At 46.8% G+C, this 4,640-nt stretch carries 3 protein-coding genes; 1 reads left to right on the top strand and 2 read right to left on the bottom strand.

The window, feature by feature from the left end:
• Positions 1-10: 10 nt before the first annotated feature.
• On the top strand, positions 11-2,497 hold the full coding sequence (locus tag CAG68_RS08295; protein ID WP_086047098.1) for an EAL domain-containing protein: 2,487 nt from the start codon (positions 11-13) through the stop codon (positions 2,495-2,497).
• 83 nt (positions 2,498-2,580) lie between these two features.
• On the opposite strand, the gene CAG68_RS08290 is transcribed toward CAG68_RS08295, so the two are convergent.
• On the bottom strand, positions 2,581-3,177 hold the full coding sequence (locus CAG68_RS08290) for a tRNA-uridine aminocarboxypropyltransferase (RefSeq protein ID WP_025768162.1): 597 nt from the start codon (positions 3,175-3,177) through the stop codon (positions 2,581-2,583).
• Positions 3,177-4,640, bottom strand: a 1,464-nt coding sequence (locus CAG68_RS08285; RefSeq protein WP_237667860.1) for a COG3650 family protein, incomplete at its 5' end; no start/stop codon positions are given. The genes CAG68_RS08285 and CAG68_RS08290, both read right to left, overlap by 1 nt.

Below are 4,640 nucleotides of genomic sequence, written 5' to 3'. Positions count from 1 at the left end.
TGGTAGGTCCATGCGAGCTTTTTCAAAACTGGTTCACGATGTCAGTCAACTGAATGACTTTTTAGTCACTTTTCCAATTTCCTCAGATAAACAATATTTAGTACAAATATTGTCGACGCAATCGCGCGAATTTACGACCACACTTGCAGACGCCGTTTTGTCGTCGCTGCCGAATGCTCATGTTATGGGGCATAGTACGCGTAATGTAATTCTGGAAGGGGAGATATTTACCTCTGGTTGCCTAGTGAGTGTGATTGAATTTGAGCAAACCACGCTGACTTCTGCGGTACAAACATACTCTTACTCCCCTGACATTGATGGCGGGGAGCTCAAGCGCTCTCTTCTAATGCAGCATAATTCACAGGTGATCCTCAGCTTTGCTGTGCAAATTGAACGACGTGACTATCCCTTGTTTCAAACCTTCGCCAGTGAAGAAGTAGTGATTTCTGGAGGGTTGGCGCAGAGTATTGACGATGGCTGCTGGGTGCTATATCAAAACCGAGTTTACGATAACGCTGTGGTTGCCGTAGCTTTGCACAGTGATACTTTGAAGCTATGGACTGATGCGTATTCGGAGTGGAACCCGATTGGCATGCCACACAAAGTCACTCATGCAAAAGGAACGCGCTTGTATTGTTTAGGTGAGAAGAAAGCGCTGGACGTATACAAGCGTTACTTGGCGGATGGCCATGACGTGACGCTGAGTCAACTGCTCAGCTTTCCTTTGTATCGAGAAAGCTTAGGGCGAAAGGAAGTTTGTACGGTAACGGAGCTACACGCTGATGGCAGTATGAGCTTCGACAGGCCCTGGTGTCTTGGTGACGAAGTGCAATTTTGCTATAACCATCCCTCGTTAACGCTCGAGCAAGTGCGGCATGGTGTGGTTGAGTTAGCCATGCACCAACCTGAAGTCGTGATGATTTTTAACTGCGCGTCACGGTTAGACTTTATTGACAGCAGCGACGAAGTCCAAGCATTCAAAGATATTGCGACGACGTTTGGTAGTTACTGTATGGGGGAGCTGCATGGTGGTATTGGTCAGCCCGAAATTCTTCATCACAGCCTGACGTATTTAGCGATGCGAGAGGGAGACGAAGTGCAAACATTGAACTTGCCTAAGTCGCCCGTTAGCTCCTCTATTTCACCGCTGTTTAGCTTGATTCGAAATGCGATCGGCGATCTCAACCATATGAACGCGCATATGGGATATCAACTCGATCGCCAAACGCGCAAGTTACAAGAAAGCTATCGACGCGACAGTCGCACGGGATTACAAAACCGGGTCGCATTGCAAGAGCGGCTGAGTAACATCGATTTGGATGAGCATTTGTTGACTCTAAAGCTACTTAACTTTAGTCATATCAACGAAAAATACGGCTACCGAGTGGGAGATCAATTACTCAAAGATCTCTCAATGCACTTTACGAATCGACTACGAAAGCGTTTCGGCATGCCAACGGCTTTGCAGCTTTATAGTATTGGGGTTGGTGAATGGGCGTTCATATTTAAAGCTGATCAAAGCAGCGAGACCATCAAACAGCACTTTACGCGTTTTGCTGACGCGGTAGAACAAACTAATTTTGAGCCAATTGGCCTACGTGAAATAGATTATCTTTCTATCTCGCTATGCGGCGGCTTAGTGAGTCGTCGAGATTTTCCATCCGCTTCAGTAGATGAGCTCTTACTCAAAGGCATCGAAGCGAGGCGCTCCGGTGTACGCAGTAATACCCATATCTGTAATGCGAAAGATATTGAAGTCAGTGAGGATGTGCGTAAAGAGCAACTTGGATGGCTAAGTTGCGTCAGTAGAGCCATTCTCAAACAGAATATCATCACTTATAGCCAACCTATTGTGCATGCGGGTAGCCACAAATTGGCAAGCCAAGAATGTTTGGTTCGTATTCTGGAAGCCGATGGAACGGTGATTGCGCCAGGGCGTTTTCTGCCAATTATCTCTGATACACATCTTTACACTCGACTAAGTCGGCACATGATTCATTCTACGTTGCATTATATGCGAGATAAGCAAGGTGACTTTTCTATAAACTTATCGCCGCAAGATTTGCTCAGTGATAAAACTTTAATGCTTTTAGAGCATGAAATTAGCCAGCTAAATGACCCAAGGCGAATTGGTTTAGAAGTGCTGGAATCTGAGCAGATCAAAGACTACGGCCGAATGATAGAAGTGTGCAGTCATTTTAGAAGCTTAGGGGCGCGTATCATTGTTGATGACTTTGGGTCCGGCTATTCGAATATCGATGAAATCCTAAAGTTGGAGCCAGAAGTCATAAAGCTCGATGGCAGCTTGATTCGTGATATTGATAAAGACTTAAAACAGCGCAAGATCGCTTCCCAGTTGGTGCGTTTGTGCCAGGTGTTTAACGCGGAGACGGTGGCGGAGTTCGTCCACAATCAGGAGGTGTGCACCATTGCACAAGACATGGGGGTGGATTATTTGCAGGGTTACTATCTTGGCGAGCCGACTCGACTGTTTTAATGATGTTTCACGTGAAACTTCTTGTCGTAAAAAACGCAGCGTAGGCTGCGTTTTTTGTTTGGTTCTTCTACTGAGCTTAATGGTTAACGCTTAAGAGCGTGTCCACTCTTTTCAGCTTGGAACAGAGCGAGGTAATGGGCAAAAAAGCGCTGCATTTGTTGTTGGTTGTTTTGTTCTCCAAGTTGCCCGAGCAAATGTGCAGCGACTTCAAACGTGCACAAGTTACCTTGTTGTTGGTTGCGTCGCAGCTGATATTGTGAGTCCGCCGACGCAGACAATCCCATAGTAGGGATACCTTCTAACCAACGGCTCTTATTGATCATCTTGCGCGCCTCTTGCCAGGTGGCATCCAAAATAATAAACAGCGGAGTTTTGGTTTGTTGCTGGCTTTGGAGTACCACATCTTCGAGTGTGATACTTTCTTCACAGGGGAAGAGCAACACCGGATACCGCGACGGATCAGCTAATAGAGTGAGCAATTCTGCTGGTGGCTGTTTGCGATCCCAGATTACTCGCTCAATGTTGAGTTGGCACTGCTCTAGTAGCTGGCCGGTATTAGTATCACGCTTCAGTTCATTCGGATGCATTAACAGCAGGATGTTGTGCTCACTGGTAAGTTTCGGCATTAGCGAGCACATACAATTGAATTGAAAACCGCAGGTTGGACACGGTTGTGACATTACAGACGAACTCCTTCGCGCACCGGGCTTATCCCATCAGAGAACAGACGCACACCACTGACTTGGTTCGGCGTTGCCGTTGGCGCCATGCTTGGGTTGAGTGGGTAGCTAACCCCAGTGTATTGCATCACGTGTTGAGCCGCTTTAGCTCCGCCACCGCTGACATTAAAAATCAGATCTCGCCAACCATGAGAGGTTTGTTGGCCGAGCATAATCGGGCTTTGCACTAGTGTAATGCGGCTATTAAATCGCCATTCCTTTTCGTGATGTTCAAATATCAGCAATGTACAGCCTCCGGAACCACACCAATCCAACTGTACCAATAGCTCTTCGTTACCATCGCTGTTGAGGTCGTAAGTTAGCCAACGGTATTGGTTATTGTTGGGGGTGGTTTGATGGATAAAGAAGTAGTTGCGCACCGCGGCATCTACTTTTGAATCAAACTCTGCACTAGAAGGGACGTCAGCACTACCGATGGGGTTGTTGGTGCGTTTTTCGGCTGGTTGCATGATGCCTTCATCACGAACGGTGGCAGGATAAAGGACTAAACCACCATCGGCGATTGGGTATACCAAGTTACCGACTTTTTCTTTGGTCGCTTTGAGCTGATTGCCTTCTCGAGTAAACAGTCGCTCTGACATTAGCCTTTGCTGTTGATGATGCGTCATGACAACTTGAACCTGAGACGGACTTAACTGTTGCCAGTAACCACGCTCGATTAATGGTGCTTGTCCATTGGCGTAACGGTATTTTGTTGTGGCGCTATGGTCTGGGTTTAAGGTCATTTGTACTTCAAAACCTTGTGATTGAGTTGAGGTCGCGACATAGGTATTAGCCCAGCCAAGCGTTGCATCGACGTTTGCAGCCATACCACAACCTTGATACGTCTCGCCATCATGTTTTAGTGTTGCTTTCCAGCCATACAAAGAATCGCTCATTGTGTCTGAGCAGAGGTTTTCTGTTAAGCGAAGCTCACCATCTTGTAGTTGATAAGTGCGCTGGCGAGGTTGAAGCTGACTGCTTTTAATCGCTAATTTTGTGGTTTGTTTGCCGATTTGCTGGAATGTTAGTCCATTAGCCTCAAAGCTTGCCGACCAAGAAGGCTCATTACCAAACACGCGAGTTGGTTTGTTTGGTTGCTGACAACGGTTTGGATTTTCCGTTGTGAGGAAGTTCACTTGTTCCACGACAAAGTTAGCATCAAAATCAGCAGAAAACCCATCGATGCCCGGTGGGTTGAGGTGGCCGATAACCTCGCCATACATAGTCTGGTAAGGCTCGTTATTTAACTGAATTGCTCGTTGCATTTGTTGTGGTGATAGTTGCAACCAATATTGCTTGTCGCTGCCGCAAGGCATGATGTATTGGCTCTCGTGACCGACGATCACTTTTCCGCGCAGCATAAAAGTTTGAGGTTGAATGGTTTCAGGCTTATCTAAGGTTGCTGGTGGAGAGGTTAGGTC

This window comes from Vibrio sp. V42_P2S4T144, assembly GCF_009904715.1.
Lineage (GTDB): Bacteria > Pseudomonadota > Gammaproteobacteria > Enterobacterales > Vibrionaceae > Vibrio > Vibrio alginolyticus.
The sequence above is the reverse complement of the archived record's forward strand: the minus strand, read 5'-3'. Positions and strand labels throughout refer to the sequence as shown.